Raw genomic sequence first — 25,246 nt, forward strand, 5'->3', positions numbered from 1 at the left:
CGCTCCTGTCAGTCGGCGAGAAAGAATTCGTCTGGGCGGTGCACTCCGAAATGCGCGCCGGGTTCCCAGGCCCACATGGCCTGTTCGGGAACATTGCGCAGACGGTTTGAAGCCACGATCGGCTGGGGCGCCCCGTTCAGAATTCCGATGCCATAGATCTGGTCGGCGTGTATCTTCAACATCTCCTCCCAGACCGCCCGGCGTTCATCCTCGGTTTTTGCAAGTTCCCAGAGGTGGTTCAACTCCAGCAAGCGCTGGGCTTCGGGCAGGTCGGGCGGCTCGCCGGCTTCGCCGCCGGTTTGATAGTGCTGCCCCCATTTTGGCCAGGCCAGAAACACCTGGTCGGTCGGGGCCAGGTAAACCGGCGACGTATGCAGCTGCGGGATGCCATCATCCCAGCCATACCAGACCGAAGCCATCGTATTGCCGGCGAATACGCGGTTGCGCAGGATGTCGCGGTCAAGCGGTCGCATGACCAGTTTCACCCCGATTTCCCGCCAGGTATCAGTCACGATCTGCAGCGCGTTCTCGACCTCTTGGCGTTCCCCGGCCGTCTCGATCACCAGCTCCATGGGGCGGCCGTCCGGCAACAGGCGTGTGCCGTTCTTGTCGCGCTGCGTCAGCCCGACCTCGTCCAGCAGGGCGTTGGCCTGTGCGACGTCGTATTGCGCCCAGGCCTGCGCATTCTCTTCACTGTAGAAGGGCGAGGCAGGCAGAACGGACATGGCGGCCGGATGCGCCAGTTTGAAGTACAGCGCCTGGTTGATGGTCTGCCGGTCGATAGCCAGCGAAAGAGCGCGTCGGACACGGACATCGCGCAGCACATTGCGCCAGACCTCGTCTTCAAAATTCAGGTTTGGGTAGATCGCGATCTGTGAGGCGACACCGGTTTTCCAGAGTAGCGTCTTGTAATTTCCGTTGGCTTCGCCCTTTTTCAGGATCGAGGCATCCCGAAAATCAAGCCCACGACCCTGCAGGTCGGTCTCACCGGCATTGGCCTTGGCCGCCACCAGGCCGGGAGCAACGATCTCCATCTCGACCACGTCGATGTATGGCAGTTGCAAACCCTTCGAGTCGATGCGGTGGTAATATGGGTTGCGGACGAAATTGTGCCGGATCTTCTTGCCCGAACTTGCGTTCAGCCAAGGCTGCAGAGTGGGCAGTTCGTGATTGTCGTACTTGTAGAGGTTGTCCAGCTTGTTGTGCAGGGCGGCCCAGCTTTTGACACGTGCGTCACTGACCTCGAAGTCCAGCTTTTCCTTGTCGGCATATTTCTCATGATAACGCTTCAGGAACGCAGCAGGGCGGTAGATGAATGGCGGTCGCGCCTGCGCCAGTGAGGCCAGAAAGTTCGGGTTCGGGTCGTCCCATTCATAGATCACCGTCGTTTCGTCCGGGAACGTGACAGTGGGGAGCTTGCCCTCAACCCGCAGGAAATCTGGGGGGCCGGACGGGCTGAGAAGCTCGTTGTTGGCCACGTCTTCCCACCAGTATCGGAAGTCTTCCGAGGTGAACGGTGTGCCGTCCGACCATTTGTGTCCCTTGCGCAGGTGCAGGGTGTACTTGCGGTTTTCTTCGTTGTCGTAAGACGCCAGCAGATCGGGGACCAGATTGTACTGGGCATCGAAGCCCACCAGTCGGGCGTAGCCATAGACCACCATCTGCCGGATATCCTTGGACCGGGTGACCATCGTGCGCAGGGTTCCGCCTTGTTTGCCGAATTCGCGCCCCTTCGAAGACAGGTCGACGATCAGCGGTTCCTGCGGGATGCGATCTTGCACCGGGGGCAGGTTTCCGATGTCCACCTCGGCTTTCCAGAACGTGCTTTCCTGCAGGTCGGGAAGGGTGTCGGCCCAGGCGGGCAGCGCCGCGCCCAGCGTCAGCGCGGCGACCAGAAACTTGAATCGAGTGGTCTTAAACATGGCAACGTACCTTATGGCCGGGCTCCATTTCCACGAGTGAAGGTATCATGGTGTCAGAGAATCTAAAGGCGTCATCCCAACTGTCCGGAGACCCGGCGCCAAGGGCGACCAGCTTCAGATCGATGGGACGATTGATATCGGGTTCGGGTTGTGCGGCAATCAGTGCCTTGGTGTAGGGGTGGCGCGGGTTGTAAAACAACGTCTCGGGTGGAGCCTGTTCGACGACCAGCCCCTGGCGCATGACCGCGACCTCGTCCGCGATACGGGCGACCACGGCCAGATCGTGAGAAATGAAAAGATAGGACAGGTTCAGACTGTCCTGCAGTCTTTCCAGAAGGGTCAGGATCTGTTCCTGGACCGAAACGTCCAAAGCCGATGTCGGCTCGTCGCAGACGATCAGGGACGGATCCAGCATCATCGCACGGGCGATTGACAGGCGTTGGCGTTGCCCGCCGGAAAAAGCGTGGGGGTAGCGCTTGAGCATCCCGGCGTTCAATCCCACGCGTTCGAGCATCTCAGCGGCCTTGTCGCGGCGCTCGGCCGTCGTACCGATATTGTGGATCTCCAGCGGTTCGGTCATCGCATCCTGAATGCGCATGCGCGGGCTCAGAGAACTGTAGGGATCCTGAAACACCATCTGAGCCTTGCGCTGAAACGCCGTGCGCTCCTCGCGGGTCATCTGGTGGACGCGTATCGGGTCCTCGCCCGGCGCGGCGCGAAAAAGCACTTCGCCGCCCGGGTCTGGCAACTCGGCCCCCAGCGCGATCCGGGCCGCGGTGGTCTTGCCCGATCCGCTTTCGCCGACTACGGCCAACGTCTTGCCGCGGGCCAGTTTCAGGTCGACGCCCCGGCAGGCATAAATCAGCTTGCCCGCTTTCCAACCGCGCGACGACCGCATCGTGTAGGTCTTGCACACATCCTTCATATCGAGGATCAGATCCTCGTCCGGCATCGGAATTCCCACGGCTTCCTTGTCCGGGATCTCGGGGGCCGCATCAAACAGCTGGCGGGTATAGGGATGGGCCGGAGCATTCAGGATCAGCTCGGCTGAACCCGCCTCCATCACCCGGCCTTTGTGCATGACGACGACCTGTTCGGCCATATTGGCGACCACGCCCAGGTCATGCGTCACCAAAACCAGCGCCATACCAGTTTCTTTCTGCAGATCCTTGATCAGTCCCAGCACCTGAGCCTGGGTCGTCACATCCAGCGCAGTTGTCGGTTCGTCGGCAATCAGCAATTCCGGTTTGGACACCATCGCCATCGCAATCATCGCGCGTTGACGCATCCCGCCCGAAAGTTCGAAGGGATACGAGTCATAGGCACGCGCCGGATCGGGAAAACCCACGCGTTCGAACTGCGACAGCACTTCCTTGCGGGCCTCAGACTCGGAGGCGCCCCGATGCAGCCACAGAACTTCGCTGACCTGGTTGCCGATCTTGTGCAACGGAGACAGCGACCGCATAGGTTCTTGGAAGATCATCGAAATTCGATTGCCGCGGATGCCACGCATCTCACGTTCGGAAATTTCGGACAGCGCGACGCTGCCCTTGGAGGTGTTCAGCTGCATCACGCCGCTGCGGATCTGGGCCGTTCTGGGCAGAATGCGCAGCACCGCCCGGCAAGAGATCGTCTTGCCCGACCCGGATTCCCCGACCAATGCCAGCGTTTGCCCGGCCTCGACATCGAAATTCACATCTCTGACGACGGGCTCCCCGGCGCCGAAACCGATGCTCAGGTCTCGGACAGACAGCAAGGCCGTCATGCGGGCTTTCCACCCGTGTGGCCACCACGTGACATTGGTTTTGAACTCCCTGGTTTTTTTGTCGCAGTTTCGCGCGCTTGGGGGCGACTAGTCAAATACCTTCTTGGGCTGAAATGTCGCGGAAACGTGACGAACAGTGCATTGTGCCTACACAAAGTCTTGAGTTTTTGTCATCAAAGCCGCGATTGGCCGCGATTGGTGGTCGTTAAGGTATCAGGGAGATATTTCGCAATGTCCGACGCGCAAAGCCGACTGGATCTGTTCATTGATCGCATGGTCTCGCAGCGGGCATGTCTGGATTTCGCGATTGCCGACACGGCCGATTTGGCCGGTCCGGTGTTCGAACTGGGTCTGGGAAACGGGCGCACTTATCATCACATGATGAACCGGGTCCGCAACCGACCCGTCTATGTGTTCGAACGCGCGGTGGCCTCGCACCCCGATTCCACCCCGCCCGAAGATCGTCTGATCCTGGGCGACGTGCGCGAGACTCTGCCCGCCGCGCTGGATCGGTTCGGCGCGACCGCCAGCCTGATCCATGCCGATCTGGGCGGTCACAACCGCGAAAAGAACGATGCCTTCGCCCGCTTCGTTTCACCGCTGATCGAACCGCTGCTGGCCGAGGGCGGGCTGATGGTCTCGAGCGACCGGATGTATTTCGAGACGCTCACGGAGCAGACCCTTCCCGCAGATGCGGTTCCAGGTCGCTGCTTTATCTACCGGCGCTGAGCGGCGTTCCGCAGGGTCACTTTGCGCGGGGACTCGATCCCGGCACGGCGGGCGGTCTAACCTTCGCGTGACGTTCACGCAAAGGACCGCCCATGCTGTTTTACGATTGCTCGACCGCCCCGAACCCGCGCCGCGCCCGCATGTTCATCGCCGAAAAGGGGCTGCAGATCGAAACCCGCGACATCTCGATCGCCAAGGGCGAGCAAATGAGCGAGGCGTTCCGAAAGGTAAATCCCCGCGCCACCATCCCGGTTCTGGTTACCGACGAAGGGACTGCTCTGACCGAAAACCTCGGCATCGCCGCCTATCTCGAGGCGCGCTTCCCCGAGCCCCCTTTGATGGGGCGGACACCGGACGAGAAAGGGCTGGTGCTGATGTGGAACGCGATCGTCGAGCAACAGGGCGGGGCGCCCATCGCCGAGGCGCTGCGCAACACGCATCCGGCCTTCAAGGACCGCGCCATCCCTGGCCCGCAGAACCATCCGCAGATCCCCGAACTGGCCGAACGCGGCATCGCGCGCGCCGGAGCGTTCTTCGACCTGCTCGAAGAGCGCCTGCAAGACAGCCCCTTCATGGCGGGCGAGGCGTTCTCGCTGGCCGATATCTCGACCTTCGTGTTCGTAGATTTCGCCCGGGTCATCAAGATGCGCATCCCCGAGGGCAACACCGCAACCCAAGCCTGGTTCGACAGCGTGCAGGCGCGGCCAAGCGCCAGCGCCTGACGGCACTGTACAGAAATGTCTAGACAGAAGTGAACAGTGCTCCTAGCGTCCTTTTGGAATCGTCCAGGGAGGTCGGGATGAAATCGCAGTATCGCGTTGTGGTCATCGGGGGCGGCGTCGTCGGCGCCTCGGTTCTGTATCATCTGGCCAAGTTCGGCTGGTCGGATGTGGTCATGCTGGAACGCCGGCGGCTGGCCTCGGGGTCGTCATGGCACGCGGCGGGGGGCATCCACGCACTGAACGCCGATCCGAACATGGCGGCGTTGCAGGCCTACACGATCGACCTGCTGAGTGAGATCGAGAAGGAATCGGGCCAGAATATCGGTCTGCACATGACCGGTGGCCTCACGCTGGCCGGAACCCCCGAACGGTGGGAGTGGTTGCAGGCGACCTATCGCATCTTCCAGTCCATCGGCATCGACGATTGCGAATTGCTGAGCCCGGAAGAGGCGCAGAAACGCTGCCCAATCATGTCCACTGACGGCATTCTGGGCGCGATGTGGGCCGACCGAGAGGGCTACATCGACACCACCGGCACCGTGCAGGCCTATGCCAGTGCCGCGAAAAAGCGCGGAGCGGAATACTACGAGGAAACCAAGGTCGAGGAACTGATCCAGACTGCCGATGGCTGGCAGGTGGTGACCGACCGGGGTACGATCACCTGCGAACATGTGGTCAACGCCGCCGGCCTGTGGGCCAAGCAGGTGGGGCGCATGGCAGGGGTCGAACTGCCGGTCTCTCCGCTGAAGCACCATTACCTGATCACCGACACGGTGCCCGAGGTCGCGGCGGCCGATTTCGAGATGCCGATGACCGTGGATCTCGAGGGCTTCACCTATATGCGGCAGGACCAGAAAGGTGTTCTGGTCGGTATCTACGAGGTCGATCACGAGCACTGGGCCATGGACGGTGCGCCGTGGAACTATGGCGAGGAGCTGTTTCAGGAACAGCTGGACCGCATCGAGAACGAACTGATGCTGGGCTTCCAGCGCTACCCGGCGATCCAGAACGTGGGCATCAAGACATGGGTGAACGGCGCCTTCACCTTCTCGCCGGACGGCAACCCTCTGGTCGGTCCGGTCCCGGGCAAGCGCGGCTATTGGACCGCTTGCGCGGTGATGGCCGGATTCCTGCAGGGCGGCGGCGTCGGCAAGACGCTGGCCGAATGGATGATCCATGGCGAGCCCGAGGCCGACGCCTGGCCGATGGACGTGGCGCGCTATGGCGACTTTGCCCAGAACAAGCGCTATATCCGCGAGACGACGGGCCAGTTCTATTCCCGCCGTTTCGTGATGACCTATCCGAACGAGCAACTGCCCGCCGGACGCCCTCTGAAGATGTCGCCGGCCCATGACGCGATGACCGAGGCAGGCTGCAAATGGGGCGTCAGCTGGGATCTCGAGGTGCCACTCTATTTCGCGCCCAAAGGGTTCGAGGAAACGCCGACCCTGAAACGCTCGAACGCCTTCGACATCGTGGCCGAGGAATGCCGCACCATCCGCGAAGGCGTGGGCCTGATGGACATCACCGGGTTTTCACGGTTCGAGGTTTCGGGGCCGAATGCGGAAATCTGGCTCGACAAGGTGATGGCCTCGAAACTGCCGGGACCGGGCCGCGCGAAACTGGCGCCGATGCTGGGCGAGAACGGGCGGCTCAAGGGCGACCTGACGGTTCTGAACTGGGGCGACGGCACCTGGTGGATCATGGGCAGCTATTACCTGCGGGCCTGGCACATGCGCTGGTTCGACGATCACATGATCGATGGCGTACAGGTGCGCGACCTGGGCGAGGAAGTCTGCGGCTTTGCCGTGGTCGGCCCGAAATCGCAGGCGGTGGTCGAGAACCTTGCAGAGCAGGACATTTCAAGCCTGAAATTCATGGGCTGCGGTGACTATGACATCGGCCTCGTGCGCGCCCGCGTGGCCCGCATGTCGGTGACTGGCGAAAAGGGCTATGAGATCAACTGCCGCTGTGGCGACCACATCGCCCTGCGTCGCGCGCTTCTCGAGGCCGGAGCCAGCGAAGGCATCCGCGAATGCGGGTTCAACGCGATGCTGTCCACGCGGCTTGAGAAAAGCTTTGGCATCTGGTCGGCCGAGTTCACCCAGGCCTACACCCCCGGCATGACCGGCATGGACCGCTGGATCGATTGGGACAAGGACTTCGTGGGCAAGGACGCGGCACTGGCCGAGCGTGAGGGCAACGGCCCGGCGCAGGTTCAGGTGACGCTCGAGGTCGACGCGCTGGATGCGGATGCCAGCGGGTATGAACCCGTCTGGGCCGGCGACCAGCGCGTGGGCTTCGTGACCTCCGGCGGGTATGGCCACTATATCGGCAAGTCGCTGGCCATGGCGCTGGTGGACCGCGACAAAGCGCAGCCGGGCACCGAACTGTCGGTGCATGTGGTCGGGGTCGAGCGGCCCGCGCGGGTGATCGCGCCGTCGCCCTATGACCCTGAGGGCAAAGCGATGCGGGGCTGATCGTGGCGGCGCGGGGCAGAGAAGGCCGGCGGCGGGGGCGGGGGGCGGAGGCCGCTCCCGCCACCCGTCGGGACGTGAATTACCGCCAATTGCGCAACCCGTTTCCGGTGATGGAGGTCTTTCCCGCCGACCAGATCGCCGACATGCACGAAACCGCTCTGCGCACGCTTGAGGAACTGGGCGTCAAGGTCCTGCTGCCCGAGGCGCGGCGTCTCTTTGCCGCTGCAGGCGCGCGGGTGGATGAAGACAGCGAAATGGTGTTCATCGGCCGCGATCTGGTCGAGGCCGCGGTGGCCTCGGCCCCGAAGTCCATCGCCTGCCGGGCCGGGGCGCGGCATCGCGACTTTACGCTGGAACTGGGCAGCCTTGTCTTCCAGCCCGGCGCAGGGGCGCCCAATGCCACCGATCTGGAACGCGGCCGCCGCCCGGCCAGCGGGCAGGATTACCTCGAGTTCCTGAAACTCACTCATCATTTTGACGTGTTCCAGATGATCTCGCCGCAGGTCGAGCCGCAGGACGTGCCGACCCACCTGCGCCACTATTTCACCACGCAGGCGCAGATGGAGCTGACCGACAAGTTCCCGTTCTTCTTCTCGCGCGGCACGCCGCAAGTGATGGACTGTTTCCAGATGCTGGCCGTCGCGCGGGGCCTGTCCGACAACGAGTTCCGCGCCCGGCCGCATTGCTACACGATCATCAACACCAACAGCCCGCGCACGCTGGACATTCCGATGGCGCAGGGGCTGATCGACTTTGCCCGTCACGGGCAGATGTCGATCATCACGCCGTTCACGCTGATGGGGGCGATGGCGCCGATCACGGTCGCGGGCGCGATCACCCTGTCTCATGCCGAGGCGCTGGCGGCCCTGACGCTGACCCAACTGGCAAAACCCGGCGCGCCGGTCTGCTATGGCACCTTCACCAGCAACGTGGACATGAAATCCGGCGCCCCGGCTTTTGGCACGCCCTCGCATTTCCAGGCCTCGCTGGCGGCGGGGCAACTGGCGCGCCATCTGGGCCTGCCGTGGCGGTCGGCGGCCGGGTCGGCCTCGAACGCCAATGACGTGCAGGCCGCCAATGAAAATCAGTTCGGGCTGTGGGGTTGCCTGATGGCGGGGGCCACGGTGATCATCCATTCGGCCGGGTGGCTGGAAGGGGGGCTGACCGTGTCCTTCGAAAAGCTGGTCTGCGATGCCGAGGTGCTGAACATGGTGGCCGAGCTGTGCGCCGGGGCTCAGGCGGGTTCGGCCGAGATCGGGTTTGACACTGCCTTGCGCGAGGTCGAGCCCGGCAGCCATTTCTTTGCCGCCAGCCAGACGATGGAGCGCTACACCACCGAATTCTACGAACCGCACCTGCATGACTATGCCAATTTCGGCACCTGGACCGAACGCGGATCGGTCGATGCGAACCACCGGGCAACTGCGGTTTGGCGTGACATCCTGAACAATTTCGAACCACCCGCGCAGGACCAGCCGGGGCTGGACGCAATGCGTGATTTCATTGCCCGCCGAACCGCCGAGGGCGGCGCGCCGCCGGAGAGTTGATATGAACAGCAAACCGATCCTGCACCGTGACGACCCCAAGGCCGAGCCTCTGGTCGGCAACGTCAAGGTCACGCGCGACGACTGGTTGAACGTGGCGATGGACGTGCTGATCTCGGATGGGGTCGAGCAGGTCAAGGTGCTGAACCTGGCCGAGCGCATGGCGGTGTCGCGGTCGTCCTTCTACTGGTACTTCAAATCCCGGCAGCACCTGCTGGACGCGCTGCTGGATCGCTGGCAGGCCACCAACACCGCCGCCCTGATCGCGCAGGCCGAAGCGCCGGCCGAGACCATCACCGCTGCCGTCTGCAACGTGCATCGCTGCGTGGTCAACACCGCCCTGTTCGACACGGCGCTGGATTTTGCCGTGCGCGACTGGGCGCGGCGGTCGGGCAAGGTGCGGCGGATGCTGGACCAGTCCGATGCCCGCCGCCTGGCCGCGCTGTGGGCCATGTTCGCCCGACATGGCTATGAGGCGGTCGAGGCCGAAACCCGTGCGCGCGTGCTGTACTACATGCAGATCGGCTATGATCTGGCGCAGTTGAACGAGCCGTTGGCGACGCGCCTGTCTCTGGTGCCGCATTACCTGTACGTCTTTACCGGGGTCGAGCCGCGGCCCGCGGAAATCGAGGAATTCAGCGCCTATGCCAAGCGCTGCTGGGAAGGAGGATCGGATCATGAGCCAGCCTGACGCAATCATCATCGGAACCGGCGTGATCGGCGCTGCGATCGCGTTCGAGATGGTCAAGGCCGGCTGGAAGACCCTGTCGCTGGACCGCAACGCGCAGGTGGGGCATGGCTCGACCGCCGGGTCCTGCGCGATCATCCGGATGCATTATTCCACCTTCGACGGCACCGCCTTCGCATGGGAGGGCTATCACTACTGGCGCGACTGGCCCGACTATCTGGGCCTGCCCGACGGGGCCGATCTGGCGCAATTTCGCGAGACCGGGTGCCTGGTCATGAAGACTGAGGCCAACGGCCACCTGTCGAAGCACATGAAATACAGCGCCGAGTTGGAGTGCCCCTTCGAGGAATGGTCGGCTGAACAGATTCTCGACCGCCTGCCGATCTATACACTGGACAGCTTTGCCCCGGCCAAACGGATGGACGATCCAGCTTTTGGTCAGCCCAATGGCAGCAGGATGCAGGAGGCGGTGTTCTGGCCCAAGGCCGGCTATGTCACCGATCCGGCCCTGTCGGCGCAGAACCTTCTAGATGCTGCCAAGCGACACGGCGCGCAGGTGCGGACCGGGGTCGAGGTCGTCGAAATCTTGCAGGAAGGTGGCAAGGTCAAAGGCGTCCGGCTGGCCTCGGGCGAAAAGATTCACGCGCCGGTGGTGATCAACGTGGCAGGGCCGGGATCGTCGATCATCAACCGCATGGCCGGGGTGCTGGACGACATGACCATCGAAACCCGCCCGCTGCGGCAGGAGGTGGTGCATGTTCCGGCGCCCGAAGGATTTGATTTCGAGCGTCAGGGAACCATCGTGTCGGACAGCGATATCGCCTGCTACTGTCGGCCCGAACATGGCAACCACATCCTGATAGGATCCGAGGATCCGGAATGCGACCCGCATCAGTGGTGCGAGAACGATGTCCATTACAACCACGACTTCACCGACCAGTGGACGACGCAGGCCATGCGATACGCGCAGCGAGTGCCGAGCCTGGGCATTCCGTCCAGAACGCGTGGTGTGGTCGATCTGTACGACGCCTCGACCGACTGGATCCCGATCTATGACAAATCCAGCCTGCCCGGGTTTTACATGGCCTGCGGCACCAGCGGGAACCAGTACAAGAACGCGCCGATCGCGGGCAAGATGATGGCGGCGCTGGTTGAGTATTGCGAGGGCGGTGGCGATCACGATACCCAGCCGCTGCAATTCCAATTGCCCTATATCCAACGCAGCATCGACGTCAGCTTCTACTCTCGCAGGCGCCCGATCAATGCCGAGAGCAGTTTTTCGGTCCTTGGCTAGCCATGCCGGACAAATGCGCTAGCTCTCGGGAAACACTGAGAAAGGGCGGGCGCGATGGCGGAGAATGACACCAGAGTTCTGATCTTGGGAAGTGCGCCTGCGGCGCTGGCGGCGCGGGATTGGGCGCGTGGGTCGTTCACTCATATCGTGGCCATCAACAACGCCTGGCGCATCCGCGAAGATTGGGATTTCCTGATCCATCCCGAGGATTTTCCGGCCGAGAACCGCCCCGACTGTCTGACAGCGACGCAACGCATCGTGACGGCGCAGGATTATGTTCCGATCCAGAACGCGTATGGCGGCTTCGTCTATGCCGGTGGCACCATGGCCTTTACCGCCGGGTACTGGGCGCTGGGTGCTCTCAAACCATCGGTGATGGCCTTCTTTGGCTGCGACATGGTCTATCCGCGCTCGGGCAATACGCATTTCTACGGCCAGGGAACGGCCGATCCCCTGCGCGCCGACGTCACCCTGCGCTCGCTCGAGGCGAAATCGGCACGGCTGGCGCTGCTGGCGGCGCGTCAGGATTGCAACGTGGTGCGGTTGTCCGTTGGACCCAGCCGGCTGGTCTATCCGTCCGTCTCTCATACCGAAAAGATCCCCGAGGCCCGGCCGCGCACTGAACACGTCGATGCTCTGCTGCAGGCCGAGTACGAGGCGGGCTACATGGTGCCATCCGGCCGGTATTGGGAGGTCGAAGACCGGTTCAATCCAGCCGTTGTCGACCGGCTGGATGCGGCTTGGCTTGCGGCCTACAAAGCCTCGGCGCTGGATCAGGCGGCCTGAGCGCGCGGCGCGCGCAACAAGTCATCGACCTTTCGTCTGGCGGTCTCGGCCGCTTGTATCCGAACCGGGCCGTAACCGCGGATCTCGTCAGCGCAGGACAGGATGCTTTGCCACGTTTCGGTATCCCGATCCCCGTACTCTGCCACAAGGCGGTCCAACAGCCCCTGGTACCAATTCAGCAGATCGCGGTGCAGGCGCGCTTCGGCATGATAGCCAAACGGATTGAGAGCTGTTCCGCGCAGTGCCCGCATCTTTGACAGGCCCCGCAGAACCGGCTGCATCCAAGGTCCGAACGCCTTTTTCAGCGGTCGGCCCCGGGCATCCGTTTTGCGGCTCAGCAGGGGCGGAGCCATGTGGAAGCGGACCGCAAAATCGCCCTCGAACTGGTTGGCCAGATCCTTTGCGAAATGGTCCGAAGTCATCAGCCGCGCGACTTCGAACTCATCCTTGTAGGCCATGAACCGGAACAGGTTGCGAGCGACGCTGCGCAGCAGGGTCTCGTCAGCCTGCGGCAGCGCCGAGCGGAGGGCGGCGATACGATCGGCGTAGGCCTGCGCGTATTTCGCGTTTTGATACTCGGTCAGGTAGGCGGTGCGGCGCGCAATCATCTGATCCAGAGTTTCTGCTGAACCAACGTCGTCGGAAGGCAGCGCCAGAACGTCCGGACGAACCGCCATGTTGCGCCCGATTGCAAAAGCCAGACGGTTCTTCGCGACAGCGACGCCGTTCAGCAGAATCGCCTGACCCAGCGCGACTTGCGATACCGGCACAAGACCGTGCTGCCACGCAAAACCCAGCATGATCACATTGGCAAACACCGCATCACCCAACAGGGTTTCAGCCACCGCATTGGCGTCGAAACCGAACAGGTTTTCCGCCCCGACCACGTTCTGAATGGCCTGTTCACGGGCTTTTACCTGCAACTGAGAGTCGCGGCGCAGAACGATATCGCCGGTCGGCATTTCCGCCCGGTTCAGGACCACGCGCGTACCCTTGCGGTAATGCGCCGAGGCTTTGGGGGCTGAACTGACGACGACGTCGCAACCAATCACCGCATCGGCCGCGCCCTGATCAATGCGGACCTGGTTCAATGCGTTTGGAGTGTCTCCCAAACGGATATAGCTGAGAACGGTTCCGAATTTCTGTGCAAAGCCTGTGAAATCCAGGACCGAGGCGCCTTTCCCCTCGAGATGGGCCGCCATCGTGATCAGCGCCCCCACCGTTACCACACCCGTGCCGCCCACGCCTGTAACCAGTATCTCGAACGGTTTGTCCAGGCGGGGCAGGGCGGGGTCAGGCAGCCCGTCCTCGAGTGTTGCCAGATCCAGCTTTGCCATGCGTTTGCGGCGTTCACCGCCTTCGATGGTCACGAAGCTGGGGCAGAATCCGTTGAGGCACGAGAAATCCTTGTTGCACGAGCTCAAATTGATCTTGCGCTTGCGGCCAAGCGGGGTTTCGCGCGGCTCGACGCTCAGACAGTTGGATTCGACCGAGCAGTCGCCACAGCCCTCGCAGACCAGATCGTTGATCCAGACGAACCGCTTGGGGTCCTCCATCGTGCCGCGCTTGCGGCGGCGGCGCTTTTCGGTGGCGCAGGTCTGTTCATAGATCAGAACGGTCACGCCCGGGATATAGCGCAGCTCGCGTTGCAAGATGTCCAGTTCGGCGCGGTCGTGGAAGGTTGTCTGCGCCGGAAAATCCGAGTGGTGGAATTTCGAGATGTCGTCAGACACGACGGCGATCCGTTCCACGCCCTCTGCGCGGCAGGTCTGGGCGATGCCGGCCACGCTGACCGGGCCGTCCACCGGCTGGCCGCCGGTCATGGCCACGGCGTCGTTGTAGAGGATCTTGTAGGTGATGTTGGTCCCGGCCGCGACCGCCTGCCGGATCGCCAGCGAGCCCGAGTGATACCAGGTGCCCTCGCCGAGATTTTGGAAGATGTGCTTGCCGCCGTTGAACTTGGACGCCACCACATGCGGCACGCCCTCGCCGCCCATCTGGGCATAGCCGACGGTGTGGCGATCCATCCACGAAGCCATTACGTGGCAGCCGATGCCACTGGCCGCGATCGAGCCGCCGGGCACTTTGGTCGAGGTGTTGTGCGGGCAGCCCGAGCAGAAATAGGGCGTGCGGGTCGCGCCGGACACGTTGATCAGTTGTGGCGGCTGGTCCGTCAGCGCCTTGGCCTTGGCGGGCAGGTCCTCTTCGGGGAAAAACCGGTGCAGGCGGTCGGCCACGATGGGCACCAGCATCAGCGGGCTGAGTTCACCCGTCCAGGGGATCAGCGGCTCGCCGTGGCTGTCGTATTTGCCCACCATCTTGTGCGGCTTGTCGCCGGGCCAGTCATAGAAATATTCCTTGAACTGGCTTTCGATGATGCCGCGCTTTTCTTCGACCACCAGCACCTCGGCCTTGCCCTTCACGAAGCGCAGCGCGTTGCGCCGCGCCAGTGGCCAGACCATGCCGACCTTGTAGATGTCGATGCCCAGACGGCGGCAGGCGGCCTCGTCCAGCCCCAGCAGGCGCAACGCCTCCATCAGGTCAAGATGGGCCTTTCCGGTGGTGACAAAGCCGAACTTGGCGTTGTCGATGTCATAGATGCGCCGATCGATCGGATTGGCCTCGGCAAAGGCGCGCACGGCGCGCAGCTTGTGCTGGATGCGGGTCTCGATCTCGGGCGAGGGCAGGTCGGCGGCGCGAACATGCAACCCGCCGGGGGGCAGCTCGATCTCGGGCAGGATGTACTGTCGGTCGGGGCGCAGCTCGACCGAGCGGGCGCTTTCGACGGTTTCCGAGATCGCCTTGAACCCGACCCAGGTGCCGGAAAACCGCGACAGTGCAAAGCCGTATTCGCCGAATTCCAGATACTCCTCGACCGAGGCGGGGTTCAGCGTGGGCATGAACCATGCCATGAAGGCAACGTCGGACTGGTGCGGCATCGAGGAGCTGACGCAGCCATGGTCGTCGCCGGCCACGACCAGCACGCCGCCCTTAGGCGCCGAGCCATACGCATTGCCGTGCTTCAGCGCATCGCCCGAGCGGTCGACGCCCGGCCCCTTGCCGTACCACATCGAGAAGATGCCTTCGAATTCGCACTGCGGGTCCAGCGTCGCCTGTTGCGCGCCCAAAACGGCGGTTGCGCCCAGGTCTTCGTTCACGGCGGGCATGAACGTGATGCGGTCGGATTTCAGCCGTTCGCGCGCGCGCCACAATTCCAGGTCCAGCCCGCCCAAGGGCGAGCCGCGATAGCCCGAGACGAACCCGCCCGTGTTCAGCCCGGCATCGCGGTCGCGCCGCGCCTGATCCATCAGGATGCGCGCCAGTGCCTGTGTGCCGGTCAGGAACACGCGACCCTCGGTCTGTTCGTACCGGTCTGTGAGTTGATAAGTGCGAAGAGTGCTGTCGTGGCGGCTCATGGCTTGGACCTGGATTGGCTTTGAGATTGAACAACTGTAGTTCGGTATTTGCGAAATGTTGTGCCAATGGGTCCGCAAGCTTGATATCATTTCGAAAAAATTTGCCGATAAACCCTAAGAAGACGAAAAGGTTTACCAAATGATGCAGTTGGACGACAGAGATCGCCGGATTCTGACCCTGCTACAAAGGGACAGCCGTGTGTCGAATGCGGACCTTGCCGATGCGGTCGGTATGTCGACCTCGGCCCTTTGGAGACGGGTGCGCGCATTGGAAGAGGCCGGGATCATTGAACGCTACGGCGCAGTTGTGAACCCGGTCGCGCTGGGGTTGGGGTTCGAGGCGATCGTACATGTGCATCTGACGCGGCATGATCCTGACAAGATCGTGGAGTTCATCCGGGCAATCGAAACCTGCAAGGAAGTTCAGGAATGTTTCGCAACGACCGGTCAGGCAGACTATCACCTGCGAGTGCAGTGTCCCGATCTTGCCGCCTACAACGTCTTTTTGGAGAGGTTTCTGTTTCGTTTGCCGGCCGTCGCAAGTGCGCAGACGAATGTGGTTCTGCGCGCGGTCAAACGCAATCGTTCGGTCGAGTTCTGATTACCGCGCGACGAATTCAACCCAGGCCCAGGCCATCGCGATGTAAGTGAGGTTGTGCAGGCATTGATCCAGACCGGCGGCCCGCCAAAAGGCGGCCTGATCAGGTTGCAATTGTTTCTTGTCGGAGTAGCTGGCTTTGGCGAAATCGATATTGAAATGCACGATCCACTCAAGCGCACCAATGATCAGAATGAACGAAAGCGGCGCGCCGAATATCAGGAAAACCACGACTGAACCCACAACATGCACCGCAGCATGCTGTGCGCGCCCGACATGCAGGTACTCCCCCCGCCCAGACAGCATCTTGGGCGTTTGGAGGTAGAAATCGGCAAACATGTGTTTGATCTGCAGTGCACACAGCAGAAGCAACACAGTGCCAAGTGTAGCAGGCAAAAACTACCCTCCCGATATCGTCCTGACGTTCAGACTAAGGGCTATGAGACAGGATCGCAAATGAACTAGTTCACACAAGTCGAAATAGTTTTCGCCTTGGAAACCATTTGCCTATCCAAGCGCGATTGCAGTACCGTCGTGCTGCTTTGACCGCGGCAGGATCGCTGCAAAACAGTTTCGGGTCACCAGTAGGGGCAGGGGCCATAGAACGTTCAATTTTTGGATTTATTTGGAAGTATTCCAAGCGTGATCAGCTTGTTCTGCTGGCCGTGACGGCAACTTTGTTCCCGCTGCTGTACCTGACGCTTGAATTGCCCAAACGCATCATCAACGACGCAATCGGCGCCTCCAGCGAGATCGTGGATGTCTGGGGATACAGTCTGTCGCAGACGACGTTTCTGGTAATTTTGTGCTTCGCCTTTTTGGCGGCGGTGTTGGCGCATGGTTTGATGAAGATGCGCATCAACACGATGAAAGGCGTTCTCAGCGAACGAATGCTGCGCCGGTTCAGATACCAGTTGATCAATCGCGCACTGTTGTTTCCTCAACCCTATTTCGAGCGCGTCAGTCAGGGCGAACTGGTCTCGATGATCACCGCCGAAAGCGAGCCGATGGGCGGGCTGATGGGCGATGCGATCAGCCAGCCTGTCCTTCAGGCGGGGCAGATGCTGACAATCCTGTCCTTTCTATTCCTGCAAAGCGTCTGGTTCGGATTGGCTGCTGTCGCGCTGATCCCATTGCAGGCCTGGCTGATCCCGCGATTGCAGCGCCAGATCAACCTGTTGAACAAGCGCCGGATCCAAGAGGTGCGCGTACTGGCGGCTCAGATCGGCGAGAATGCAGCAGGCGCGGCAACCCTGCGGCAGAACGGCGGCTGGCGCCATCGCCGAGCGCTGATTTCAGATCAACTGTCCCGGCTGTTCAGCATCCGGTTCGAGATCTACCAGAAAAAATTCTTCATGAAGTTCATCAACAACTTCATCTCTCAATTGACTCCGTTCCTATTCTACCTGGTCGGTGGTTTGCTGGTTTTGCAGGGGTCAGTTTCACTCGGTGCTCTCGTGGCCGCGCTCGCTGCCTACAAGGACCTCAGCTCGCCCTGGAAGGAGCTGCTGACTTATTACAACCAGACACAGGACATGTCTCTGCGCTGGGAGGTGGTCATCGAACGGTTCGCCCCAAGCGGCATGCTGGATGAAAGCCTGTTCGAAGGCGAGCCCGACAGCCGACCGCACCTGAATGGCCCGATCGAGTTGGAGCAGGTCTCGGTGCGTGATCTGGATGGCAATCAGGTTCTGGATGATCTGAACCTGACCTTCCCTGCCGGCAAGACCATAGGGATCGCGGCCCCCAGCGAAGAGGACCGCCGGGCCCTGGCGGATCTATTGACCCGGGAGATCCTGCCAAGTTCGGGCCGGGTCGAAATCGGGGATGTTAACCTGTCCTCGCTGCACCAGGCCGTCGTGGCGGCCCGGATCGGTCATGCCACATCGCGACCGGTGATGTTCCAGGGAACCGTTGGCGGCAACGTGATGATGCCGATGCAGCTCAGGCCTCTGACCGCTCCACCGGAGGACGCGGACCACCTTGAAACGCTGCGTGCGGGCAACAGCCCCGATCCCTTCCGGGCCACTTGGCTGGACCCTTCCCTGGCCGGGTTCGAAACGGCCGAGCAGCTGCGCGATTGGTGGCTGAAGCTGATCGACGGACTGGGCTCCGGGCCCATCTTGTTCCAACGCGGGGCCGAGTTGGGTTTCGATCCTGAAAAGCACCCCGACCTTGCTGCCAAGCTGATCGAGCTGCGGCCCTTGGTGCAGGACGCCGTCAAAAAGGCCGGTCTGGAGTCGCAAGCCCTGATTTTCGACCGCATGACGTACAACGCTGCACTGCCCGTTGCCGAAAACCTGCTGTTTGCTGTGCCACGCGTGCAGGTGACGCAAGAGTTGCTGGCCCGGCAGACCGTTTTCCTCGGGCAGTTGCGCGAGTTGGGTCTGGATGAAACACTGGTCGGCCTGACACGTGACGTGATCGAAATGCTGCGTCAGATCTTTGGTCTAGACGGGACGGATCACCCGTTGTTCCGCAAGCTGGGACTCGAGGCCGCCACCTACGAAGCTGCTGTCGACCTGGTAGAGAGGACCCGGGAAACCGGCGCATCGGGGTTGGACGATGACCAGTTGGCCAGCCTGCTGGCGGTGCCTTTCGTGATCTCGGCCGAACAGATTGGGCCGGCTTTTTCCGAAGAGCTCAAGAATCGCATCCTCGAACTACGGCACAGCCATTCCGACAAGTTGATGGAGCGCCTGAACGACGTGTTCGAGCCGCTGGACCCGGCCACCTTTGCGCCGGGATTGACGGTTATGGAGAATGCGCTTTTTGGCAAGGTCAGCCAGATCGGGGGCGCGCGGTCGGACGAGGTACGGAAAGTGATCGCAGACGTACTGACCGAAAACGGAGCCCGTCCGCTGGTGGTTGAACTGATCTACGATGTACCGGTCGCGCTGGGCGGGCAGAACCTGCCGGCCGCGCTGGCCGAGCCTTTGGCCTTTACCCGCGCGACGATCAAGAAGCCGGATATCCTGATACTGGAAAACGCACTGGCGAGTTATGGCATGGACACGCAGGTGGCTGTGTTCAGGAACCTGCGAGAGCTGCTTCCGGACGCCACGATCATCTACCTGAACGAACAGTTCAAGAACCCCGGCGCTTTCGACATGTTTGTCGAAATCCGACAGGGGCGCGTAGTGTCCGATCAGGTTCCGTCGGATGTTGAAGGTGACAGTGCAGCCTCGGCGGACCTCACGCGAAAGCTGCGTGCTTTGGAACAGACACCGCTGTTTTCGGGGCTGGATCGTCGCCAGCTTCGACTGCTGGCTTTTGGTGCGCGCTGGTACGAGGCAAAGGCCGGCGAAGTCGTGTTCCTCAAGGATGACCAGCCAACTGATGGTGCCTACATGATCATCGACGGCGAAGCTGGTTTGTACCTGCCGCAACCGCCCGAGGAGGATCGGCTGGTGACCCGCGTCGGCAGCGGTACCTTGGTGGGTGAACTGGGCCTGATCCGCAAAGAGCCCCGTGCGCTCAGCATGGTGGCTGAAACCGATCTCACCTGTCTGCGTATCGGCGAGGAAGAGTTCCTTGCGGTGGTCGAAAACGATGCTGCGACCGCGTTCAAGCTGTTGCAGGTGATCGCAGGCTATGTATCACGCTGACAGGATCAGGCCTGCGGGCTACAGAACAGGGAATGCATCAACTCGATCACCTGCTTGGCTTTGCCGTCGCGCAGCGAATAGTAGATCGTCTTGCCCTCTCGGCGGGTTGAAACCAGGCCTTCGGTTCGCAGGCGCGCCAGCATCTGGCTGACCGCGGCCTGGCGCAACTTGAGCAAGGCTTCAAGCTCGCCCACCGAGCGTTCTCCGGCCGCGAGATGGCACAGGATCATCAAGCGGCCCTGATGCGCCAGCGTCTTGAGGAAAGCCGCAGCTTGCGCGGCGCTTTCCTCCATTTCCGAGGGCAATTCGGATTGTGGGGTCGTCAATTCGGCGTCAGTGAAAGTCACGTGGTACCTTGGGGATGAAAATAAGGGGTGAACGCAGTATGCACCAACTTGTCTGAAATTGTCATCCCTCGGTTGCCGGGGCCCCGCCCTGAAACGCATTGCCATTGACATAGTCGCAGGGTTCTTCCTGCATCTGCAGGTGCAGACCGTCGCCGGAATAGGGGTGGGCACGGGCCAGTTCCTCGTCGACCTCGATGCCCAGACCGGGGACCGAAGGCGGCTCGACAAAGCCGTTCTCGACCCGGATCGAGCCCTTGATCAGCTGGTCATGAAACGGCGTTTCGATGGTCTCGAGCAGCAGCAGGTTCGGGATCGAGGCCGCGAGATGGATGTTGGCGGCCCATTCCACCGGCCCGGCATAGAGATGCGGCGCCATCTGCGCATTGTAGACCTCGGCCATGGCGGCGACCTTCTTCATCTCCCAGATCCCACCGGCCCGGCCCAAGGCGGGCTGCAGGATTTCGGCCGCGCCGGCGCGCAGAACCGCGCCGAATTCGGCCTTGGTCGTCATCCGCTCGCCCGTGGCCACGGGGATGCGGACATTGCGGGCGACGCGGGCCATGTCCTCGATCATGTCCGGGGGGGTGGGCTCCTCGAACCACAGCGGCGAATAAGGCTCGATTGCCTGCCCAAGGCGGATGGCGCCGGCAGTGTTGAACTGGCCATGGGTGCCGAACAGCAGGTCGGCCTTGTCGCCCACTGCGTCACGGATCGCCTTGCAGAAGGCCACCGACATCGAGATGTCGGACATGGCCGGCATATGCCCGCCGCGCATCGTGTAGGGGCCCGCCGGGTCGAACTTGACTGCGGTAAAGCCGCGCCGGACTATTTCGGCGGCGCTTTCCCCGGCCTGTTCGGGCGAGGTCCAGAAATCGGTCAGATTGTGCTGCGGCAGCGGGTACAGATAGGTGTACGCACGGATGCGGTCGTTCATCCGGCCGCCGATCAGAGCGTATACCGGGCGGTCCCGGTCCTTGCCCAGAATGTCCCAACACGCGATTTCCAGCCCCGAGAACGCGCCCATCACGGTTAAGTCGGGGCGCTGGGTGAAGCCGCTGGAATAGGCGCGACGGAACATCAGCTCGATATTCTCGGGGTTTTCGCCGGCCATATGGCGGTCGAACACGTCACGGATGACGTGTTTCATCGCCCCGGGACCGACCGAGGAGGCATAACACTCGCCCCAGCCGGTGATGCCGGTATCGGTGGTGACTTTCACCAGAATCCAATAGCGCCCGCCCCAGCCCGGCGCGGGCGGAGCGGTCACGATGATGTCGAGATCCTGCAGTTTCATTCGGTCTCCTCCCGCCGGTGGTCCGGGGCCGTCAGCCCCGGTCGAATACGATGACGTTGCGCTTGGCCGACCCGGTCTTGGTGTCCTCGATGGCCTCGTTGATCTGTTCCAGCGTCCAGCGCCCCGAGATCAGCTCGTCCAGCTTAAGCCGTCCCTGTTCATACAGATCGATCATCCACGGAATGTCGCGCTGGATCACCACGTCGCCCATCTTTGACCCGACCATGCTCTGACCCAAGGCCGCCAGAATGACCGGCTCATAGCTGGATTGCGCGCCGGAATGCGGCATGCCGATCATCACCGCCTTGCCACCGCGACCCAGATAGCGCGGGGCCTGATCATAGGCGGGGATCGCACCGACGGTGATCAGAACCGCATCGGCCCCGCGACCGCCCAGGGCCTTGTAGGCCGCCTTCCATGGTTCTTTCAGCGTGGCCAAGACCCCGTGCGTGGCGCCGAATTCCTTGGCGATTTCCAGCTTTTCCTCGGTCATGTCGACGGCCACGATCCGCCGGGCCCCGGCCAGCCGCGCGCCCTGGATGGCGTTCAGGCCCACCCCGCCGGCGCCGATGACCACGACATCCTGACCCGGGCGCAACTGCGCGGCGTTGACCGCCGCCCCCACGCCGGTGATCACCCCGCAGGACAGCAGGCTGGCCACGTCCTTGGGCATCGCGTCGGGTATCTTGACGATCTGGCGGTGGCTGACCACGACCTTTTCGGCAAAGGCGCCACAGGCCATCGCCTGTTCCAGCGGCCCGCCATCCGCAGTGCGCAGCGGGCCCTTGACGGTGTCATAGGGTGTTTCGCAGATCACCGGCTTGCCGCTGGCGCAGGACGGGCAGGACCCGCAGGCGCGGATCAGGGTCACCACGACCGCATCGCCAACCTTGAATCCTCCGCTGGCTTCTCCGACGGCCGAGATCACACCGGCGGCCTCGTGCCCGTAGACGGCGGGCAGAAACCCGCCCCAAGCGCCGCTGGCATAGGTGATGTCAGAATGGCAGATCGCCACCGCATCCAACGTGACTTCGACCTCGCCCATGCCGGGCGGCGCGATCTGGATGTCTTCGATGACAAGCGGTTCGTTGAAGGCGCGGCATACGGCGGCTTTGATGGTCTGCATGGATCCCTCGTTTGGTTTGGGCCACGGTGACGCGGGAATCTGCGGTCCGCAAGGCTGAAACCGTCATTCCCGTGTCGTTGTCACGTTTCGCTGGGATGTGCGCGCAGAAACAGGACGAATCCGGCCAGCATCAGCAGCAATGCCAACAGGAACGGGGCCCCTGGAAGGTAGAATGCTGCATCAACGCGCGCGAATTGGGCGAAAACGGTGGTCATCACCAACGGGGAGATCACCATCGACAGCGCGTGGAGCGCGGCCAGAACCCCCTGAAGCTCTCCCTGCTGCGAATCCGGGGTTGCACGTGACATCTGTGCCTGAAGGGCCGGCGTCACGACGGCGCCCAGTGCGGTGATCGGAATCAGCATCAACGCAATTGTGCCGTTTGTGAGAAAACCCAGGGCCAGAAAGCTGACGATCTCGAAGATCATGCCCCAAACAATCGTGGTCCGCTCTCCCAAGTGGCGGGTGGCGGGGCGGATCAACCCGCCCTGAACCGCCGCCATGCCCAATCCGTAGACCGCGAGTGACAACCCGATCATCTGCGGTGACCAACCGAAACGCTCGGTCGTGAAGTATGACCAGATGGCGGGATAGACGTAGATCGACACCGAGTACAAAAAGTATACCCACAGCAACGGTCGGATGCCGGGCAGGGCGGCGATGGCACGCAATGCGCTATCAGGACGCGCGCGGTGCCAGCGGAATCCGCGGCGGTTTTTGTCCGTTACCGTCTCAGGCATGACCGCGAGGCCCAGCAGGAAGTTCGCAAATGACAATCCGGCAGCCGCCCAGAATGGGGCGCGGGTTCCGTATTCGCTCAGCAATCCTCCCATCAAAGGGCCGAGGACAAAACCTACACCAAAAGCCGCTCCGATGAGACCGAAATTGGCGGCCTTTTCATGAGGTTTCGAAACGTCCGCCATGAAGGCCGCTGCGGTAGAGTGGGTGGCCGCGGTGATGCCACCCACGATGCGGCCGATCAGCAGCAGCCAGATGCTGCCGGCCAAGGCCATGACCACGTAGTCCAAGCTCATGACAAACAGGGAAACCAGCAGGACCGCGCGGCGTCCGTAAGCATCCGACAGGTTGCCCAGCACCGGACCGAACAGGAATTGCATCGCAGCAAAGGCAGTGCTGAGGATCCCACCCCAGATGGCTGCCGATGCCAGAGAGCCGCCCTGAACCTCGACGATCAGCTGAGGCATGATCGGCATGACCAGTCCGATGCCCATGGCATCGATCATGACAGTGCCGAGAACGAACAGAAAAGGAAGACGCATGAAACCGCACGAATGACTTATTTTGCAGGACCTTAGTCGCCCGCCTGTCGTGTTGTAACCCGGTCTTTTGTGATCGAGGCGAAATTCTCGACTGACGGCACGTCAGCCTTGGCCGGGCCGGATCTCAGACGCGGGTGGCGATTTCGTTCAGGTGTCGAGCCAGATCCGCGGGATGCGAGAAGAATGGAGAATGGGAACTGTCGATCGTCAGGCGCAATTCGGGCGGCGCGCAATGGCTCATCTCTTCCTGGTACTCAGTTGGAATCGTCCGGTCATCCATGGTGCGGACATAGGCCTTGGGAATTCCGTCAAAACGCTCGCTCAGGTCCAACGGCGTGTCCTGCGGGCGGATGGCCTGCGGGCACAGGCGGGCCAGGGCATAGGTGACAACGTCGGCCGGACAGTCGTGATAGAAGAGAGATTGCACCCGATCCGGCAACACGCTGTAGGACAGTCCGTCTGCCGATTTCTCGACCGCATCGCCAATCAGCTGTCTTGGTGCACGCCGGCGCATTTCTATCATCGACAGCCCGGAGACCGGCACGTAGGCGCAGACATAGATCAGGGCTCGCATCCGATCTGAGGCGAATTCGGCGGCCGCACTGATCGGGTAGCCGCCCCAGGAATGGCCGACAAGAATCGTTTGCGGGGTCGTGGCATTCAACACCGCATCTCGACACGTCTCGAGCGTGACCTCGGATACTGGGGTCGGGTCCGATCCATGACTGGGCAGGTCGATCGCCCGGACCGAATGCCCCAGATTCTCAAGTTCCGGTATCAGATCGCGCCAGCACCATGCGCCGTGGCAAGACCCGTGAACAAGAAGAAATTCCGCCACCGTGACCTCCTTCAGATATGTCCGGTTTCTCGCAGAAAAGCGTTCAGCAGCTCGGCGTAGACCTCGGGCCGCTCGACGCAGGGCAGGTGCCCGGCCTTGCGGATCAGCTCGAACCGGGAGCCGGGGATCAGGTCGACGGTTTCGCGCACCAGATCGGGAGGGGTCGAGCCATCTTCCGAGCCCGCAATTCCCAGCGTCGGCAGTCTGAGCCCGCTGGTTGGCGTATAGAAATCCGTGCCCGAGATGGCGGAGCAGCAGCCCAGATACCCCTGCACCGGTTGGCGTACCATCATATTGCGCCATAGCTCGACATCGGGGGTTTCCCGAAATGCTTTCGAAAACCAGCGCTCCATGGTTGCGTCGGCCAGCGCCTCGATCCCACCTGCACGAACGGCGGCCATCCGATCGGCCCACATGGCGGGCGTCCCGATTTTGGCGGCCGTGTTGGACAGGACCATCGCCCGGATCTGATCCATCCGCTTGACGGCCAGCCCCTGCGCGATCATTCCGCCGATCGACAGGCCGACGAAGACGCAATTCCGCACCTCGAGAAAGTCCAGGAGCCGCTCGGCATCGCGCACCAGACTTCCCATCGAATAGGGACCATCCGGTTGCGAGGACAGGCCGTGCCCCCGCTTGTCATAGCGGATGATGCGCAGACCTTTGGGGAGCAGAGGCAGCACGGGGTCCCACAAGCGCATGTCGGTGCCCAACGAATTGGCAAAGACCAGAGGTGGACCATCCGGGTCACCGTCCAAGCGATAGTGAATCTGAACATCTCCGAAATCAGCGATGTGCATCTGGTCAGC

19 protein-coding genes are annotated in these 25,246 nt (G+C 62.1%); 9 read left to right on the top strand and 10 right to left on the bottom strand.

What is annotated here, in order from left to right:
* Nucleotides 1–8: 8 nt before the first annotated feature.
* Both ACR0JC_RS08140 and ACR0JC_RS08145 read right to left on the bottom strand, forming a co-directional pair.
* Nucleotides 9–1,922, bottom strand: coding sequence for an ABC transporter substrate-binding protein (locus ACR0JC_RS08140; RefSeq protein ID WP_170340383.1), 1,914 nt, complete (start codon nucleotides 1,920–1,922; stop codon nucleotides 9–11).
* Nucleotides 1,915–3,687, bottom strand: coding sequence for an ABC transporter ATP-binding protein (locus ACR0JC_RS08145; RefSeq protein WP_170340386.1), 1,773 nt, complete (start codon nucleotides 3,685–3,687; stop codon nucleotides 1,915–1,917). The genes ACR0JC_RS08140 and ACR0JC_RS08145 overlap by 8 nt, the downstream gene beginning before the upstream one ends.
* A gap of 231 nt (nucleotides 3,688–3,918) precedes the next feature.
* On the opposite strand from ACR0JC_RS08145, the gene ACR0JC_RS08150 reads away from it, so the two are divergent.
* The 7 genes from ACR0JC_RS08150 (at nucleotide 3,919) to ACR0JC_RS08180 (ending at nucleotide 11,930) form a co-directional block, all read left to right on the top strand.
* Nucleotides 3,919–4,416 (top strand): class I SAM-dependent methyltransferase, encoded by a 498-nt coding sequence (locus ACR0JC_RS08150; protein WP_170340388.1) that lies wholly within the window; start codon nucleotides 3,919–3,921, stop codon nucleotides 4,414–4,416.
* Nucleotides 4,417–4,508: 92 nt separating this feature from the next.
* On the top strand, nucleotides 4,509–5,138 hold the full coding sequence (locus ACR0JC_RS08155) for a glutathione S-transferase family protein (RefSeq protein WP_170340390.1): 630 nt from the start codon (nucleotides 4,509–4,511) through the stop codon (nucleotides 5,136–5,138).
* 77 nt (nucleotides 5,139–5,215) lie between these two features.
* On the top strand, nucleotides 5,216–7,618 hold the full coding sequence (locus ACR0JC_RS08160) for a GcvT family protein (RefSeq protein WP_170340392.1): 2,403 nt from the start codon (nucleotides 5,216–5,218) through the stop codon (nucleotides 7,616–7,618).
* 2 nt (nucleotides 7,619–7,620) lie between these two features.
* Entirely contained in the window at nucleotides 7,621–9,165 is a 1,545-nt protein-coding gene (locus ACR0JC_RS08165) for a trimethylamine methyltransferase family protein (RefSeq protein WP_170340394.1), read from the top strand.
* A 1-nt stretch (nucleotide 9,166) separates the two neighbouring features.
* Nucleotides 9,167–9,853, top strand: a complete 687-nt coding sequence (locus ACR0JC_RS08170) for a TetR/AcrR family transcriptional regulator (protein WP_170340396.1) — start codon at nucleotides 9,167–9,169, stop codon at nucleotides 9,851–9,853.
* On the top strand, nucleotides 9,840–11,144 hold the full coding sequence (locus tag ACR0JC_RS08175; protein WP_170340399.1) for an NAD(P)/FAD-dependent oxidoreductase: 1,305 nt from the start codon (nucleotides 9,840–9,842) through the stop codon (nucleotides 11,142–11,144). The genes ACR0JC_RS08170 and ACR0JC_RS08175 overlap by 14 nt, the downstream gene beginning before the upstream one ends.
* A 54-nt stretch (nucleotides 11,145–11,198) precedes the next feature.
* Nucleotides 11,199–11,930, top strand: coding sequence for a hypothetical protein (locus ACR0JC_RS08180; RefSeq protein WP_170340402.1), 732 nt, complete (start codon nucleotides 11,199–11,201; stop codon nucleotides 11,928–11,930).
* On the opposite strand, the gene ACR0JC_RS08185 is transcribed toward ACR0JC_RS08180, so the two are convergent.
* Nucleotides 11,918–15,346 (bottom strand): indolepyruvate ferredoxin oxidoreductase family protein, encoded by a 3,429-nt coding sequence (locus ACR0JC_RS08185; RefSeq protein ID WP_480763751.1) that lies wholly within the window; start codon nucleotides 15,344–15,346, stop codon nucleotides 11,918–11,920. The two genes, ACR0JC_RS08180 and ACR0JC_RS08185, sit on opposite strands and share 13 nt — an antisense overlap.
* A 139-nt stretch (nucleotides 15,347–15,485) precedes the next feature.
* Here ACR0JC_RS08185 and ACR0JC_RS08190 point away from each other — a divergent pair, with 139 nt between their 5' ends.
* Nucleotides 15,486–15,947 (top strand): Lrp/AsnC family transcriptional regulator, encoded by a 462-nt coding sequence (locus ACR0JC_RS08190; RefSeq protein ID WP_244952314.1) that lies wholly within the window; start codon nucleotides 15,486–15,488, stop codon nucleotides 15,945–15,947.
* On the opposite strand, the gene ACR0JC_RS08195 is transcribed toward ACR0JC_RS08190, so the two are convergent.
* A complete protein-coding gene (locus ACR0JC_RS08195; protein ID WP_093964572.1) occupies nucleotides 15,948–16,340 on the bottom strand; it encodes a DUF3307 domain-containing protein in 393 nt (130 codons plus the stop codon).
* 215 nt (nucleotides 16,341–16,555) lie between these two features.
* On the opposite strand from ACR0JC_RS08195, the gene ACR0JC_RS08200 reads away from it, so the two are divergent.
* Nucleotides 16,556–19,552, top strand: coding sequence for a cyclic nucleotide-binding domain-containing protein (locus tag ACR0JC_RS08200; RefSeq protein WP_170341081.1), 2,997 nt, complete (start codon nucleotides 16,556–16,558; stop codon nucleotides 19,550–19,552).
* A 5-nt stretch (nucleotides 19,553–19,557) separates the two neighbouring features.
* Here the strand turns inward: ACR0JC_RS08200 and ACR0JC_RS08205 are convergent, their stop codons facing one another.
* The 6 genes from ACR0JC_RS08205 to pcaD all read right to left on the bottom strand — a co-directional run bounded on the left by ACR0JC_RS08205 (nucleotide 19,558) and on the right by pcaD (nucleotide 25,237).
* Nucleotides 19,558–19,845: an ArsR/SmtB family transcription factor gene (locus ACR0JC_RS08205; RefSeq protein WP_170340532.1), complete on the bottom strand. Its 288-nt coding sequence runs from the start codon at nucleotides 19,843–19,845 to the stop codon at nucleotides 19,558–19,560.
* 115 nt (nucleotides 19,846–19,960) lie between these two features.
* Nucleotides 19,961–21,193: a mandelate racemase/muconate lactonizing enzyme family protein gene (locus tag ACR0JC_RS08210; RefSeq protein WP_170340411.1), complete on the bottom strand. Its 1,233-nt coding sequence runs from the start codon at nucleotides 21,191–21,193 to the stop codon at nucleotides 19,961–19,963.
* A gap of 31 nt (nucleotides 21,194–21,224) precedes the next feature.
* The gene (locus ACR0JC_RS08215; protein ID WP_170340414.1) at nucleotides 21,225–22,319 is read right to left on the bottom strand and encodes a Zn-dependent alcohol dehydrogenase; all 1,095 of its coding nucleotides are present in this window, start codon (nucleotides 22,317–22,319) and stop codon (nucleotides 21,225–21,227) included.
* A gap of 80 nt (nucleotides 22,320–22,399) precedes the next feature.
* Nucleotides 22,400–23,599, bottom strand: a complete 1,200-nt coding sequence (locus tag ACR0JC_RS08220; protein WP_170340416.1) for a TCR/Tet family MFS transporter — start codon at nucleotides 23,597–23,599, stop codon at nucleotides 22,400–22,402.
* Nucleotides 23,600–23,723: 124 nt separating this feature from the next.
* Entirely contained in the window at nucleotides 23,724–24,437 is a 714-nt protein-coding gene (locus ACR0JC_RS08225) for an alpha/beta fold hydrolase (RefSeq protein WP_170340418.1), read from the bottom strand.
* An 11-nt stretch (nucleotides 24,438–24,448) separates the two neighbouring features.
* A complete protein-coding gene (pcaD, locus tag ACR0JC_RS08230; protein ID WP_170341084.1) occupies nucleotides 24,449–25,237 on the bottom strand; it encodes a 3-oxoadipate enol-lactonase in 789 nt (262 codons plus the stop codon).
* Nucleotides 25,238–25,246 lie beyond the last annotated feature (9 nt).

This window comes from Ruegeria sp. CH5 (genome assembly GCF_056537025.1).